Annotated in this window: 1 protein-coding gene; it reads left to right on the forward strand. The window is 63.2% G+C overall.

Annotated features, from left to right (window positions below):
- Positions 1-2,366 (forward strand): ATP-binding protein (locus tag B3849_RS10980; protein ID WP_286780134.1); only part of this gene is annotated, 2,366 nt, incomplete at its 5' end.
- Positions 2,367-2,589: the final 223 nt, after the last annotated feature.

The following is a 2,589-nucleotide window of genomic DNA, read 5'->3' on the forward strand; positions in this document are numbered from 1 at the left end:
CTCTGGGGTTGCCCGCCGATGGCGCGCTTGCGCAATTCATCTTAAGCGATCCCGCCCTTGCGGCGCTTGAACAGGCGCGCGCCACTCTGGACGATGCGCGCAAGCATCTGCAAACCACTCAGGCGGAGGCAGAGGTCGCGCGCGACAAATACGATGACGCGGCACGGGCCCTGCGCGATACCGAAGAAGAGACCGCCGTCGACGCAGACGTCGAACGCCTGTTCATGCAGGCCGAAGCGGAGGATCTGGTCAGTCGGTATAATGACGCGCTGCGCCGGCTCGCGGCGGATCGTCAGGGGGTGGCCACTGCCTTGCGCGGGCTGGCGCGGCAAAATGTGGCGTTCGACGCGGTTCCGGCACTTCCGCTCAGCAGCCGGCGCGCGCAGGAATTGATGCAGGCCCATGGGGAAGCGCTGCTTGCCCTGCGTGCGGCCGTGCAGGCGGAAACCACGGCAGCCGATCGTCTGGCGGGTGCCGAGACAAAACATGCGATGGCCGCGTCGGCCCCAGACTTGATCAGCGATGATGCCGCCGCCAAAGGGCGACAAACCCGAGACGAGTTATGGGCGCTGCATAAAGATGTGTTGGACATGGCCTCTGCCTCTGCGTTCGAGGCTGCCATGCGGGCGGATGACGCGCAGACCTCATTCCGCGCCGGGCAAAGCCAATCGCTGGCGGAAATGCGGCAGGCGGAACGACAGTTGATCGAGGCGCGACAGGATCATGACAGGGCCCAGAATAAGCGTACCGAGACCGAGGCGGCCTTTGATAAGGTGACGGGTGAACTGCGGTCCCACCTCGATGCACTTGGCCTGCCCGAAACCCTTTCCGCCGAGGATTTTGTCGAATGGGTGCGCGACGCAGAGGCGGCGCAAACTGCAGCCGAAACCTTAAAGACATCTGAACAGGCCAACACAGAGTTATTGCGCGCGGCAGAGCAGATGCGCGACGATCTGGCGGCACGGTTGGGGGCAGGGGATGCGCCTTTGCGGACCGTCGTGCTCATGGCCAAAACCCAGATCTCGGCATCGCGCGAGCATCAGAACGCGCAAAAGCTCGCACAGGCCACAGTGCGTCAGGCCACGGCAGAGCGGGATCGCCGAGCAGCCGCAGCGGATAAGGCACGCACGGCCGTGACCGAGGCGCGTGACCAGTGGCGCGGTGCCGTCGCGACGCATCTTCCGGCGCTGCAGGCTGGCATAGATATGTGGAACGGGCTGACCGGCCTGCGCAGTATCCGAGAGGTCGACGCCCGCATGGCGGGTGTCCGGCGCCAGATTGCGGGCATCAAACAGGATCGCGCCGGTTTCATCGCACAGTTGGATGTACTGGATGGCGAGGCAGACGCGCAGGAACAGCCCTTGGCGCGCTACGCCGCTTTGCAAACCGTGGTGGAGCGTGCCCGTCAGGCCCAAGCGCGTCGCAGCGATCTGGACGCGCGCCTTGCCATGGCGGAGGACGCCGCGGCTGAGGCGCTACGCGAGATTGCCGTGCTTGATGATCAGGTCCAACTTCTGGCCCGTGCGTTTGATGACCGGATAGACACCTCTACCCTCGATGAATTGCGTCAGGCGACGGCGACCGCGCAACAGGCAATTGCCCTGCGCCAGCAAAGTGCGGATTTGCGTACCCGCCTGCTCTCGATCCTGGGGGTTGATGGTTGGGACCAGGCGCAGGAACGCCTCAGCGCCGCGCCCCTCGCACAGGCGCAAGTGGCGCTTGCCGAGCTCTGCGAAGACCTGTCGCGACTTGAAGCAGAGTTCGACAGCGCGATTGCTGCGCGCGCTCGGGCGCAAGCGGCGCTGGATGCGGTTGGGGGGGATGGCGATATTGCGGCGCTCACCTCGCAAAAGCGCACGGTCGAGGAACAGATGCAGGCAGTGATGCTGCGCTATCTGACGGGGCGCTTTGGCCATACTTTGGCCGAGGATGCCATCCGCCGGTATCGCGACACCCACCGCAGCACGATGCTGGCCGCGACCGAGCAGGCATTCAGCGATCTGACCCAAGGGGCATACACTACACTGACCACGCAGCCTGCCGCTCAGGGAGATGTGTTAATGGCTGTGCGGGCAGAGGATGGGGTGTCTAAGGAAGCCGCCGCAATGTCCAAAGGGACGCGGTTCCAGCTTTACCTTGCCCTGCGCGCGGCGGCCTATGAACAAATGGCGTCGACCGGAACCGTGCTGCCGTTCTTCTGTGATGATGTGTTTGAAACCTTCGACGAAGACCGCACCCGCGCGGCCTGTCGCTTGATGCAACGGGTCGGAAAGCGCGGGCAGGCCATCTATCTCACCCACCACCAGCACGTGGTCGATCTCGCACAAGAGGCCTGCGGCACAGATGTGACCGTGCACCGGCTGTAACGCCCCATATGGATTCGCGAAAATCCGGCCCGCGAGTCGGCGATTCCACCGCAATGCCCTACCTGTGGTTGGGTCGAGGCACGAAAAGCTCCGTATAAGCGGAGAGAGATACCCTGAGGGGACTTGGTGCTACAAATTTCCGACGCTCAGAAAGTCAATAAAACAGGCGTTTGTGAAGGTTTTTTGACGAAAAGGATAAAATCCGAAAAAAGGGGTTGCGGGT

The sequence above is a fragment of the Sulfitobacter sp. UBA4523 genome (assembly GCF_002388305.1).
GTDB classification, from domain to species: domain Bacteria; phylum Pseudomonadota; class Alphaproteobacteria; order Rhodobacterales; family Rhodobacteraceae; genus Sulfitobacter; species Sulfitobacter pontiacus.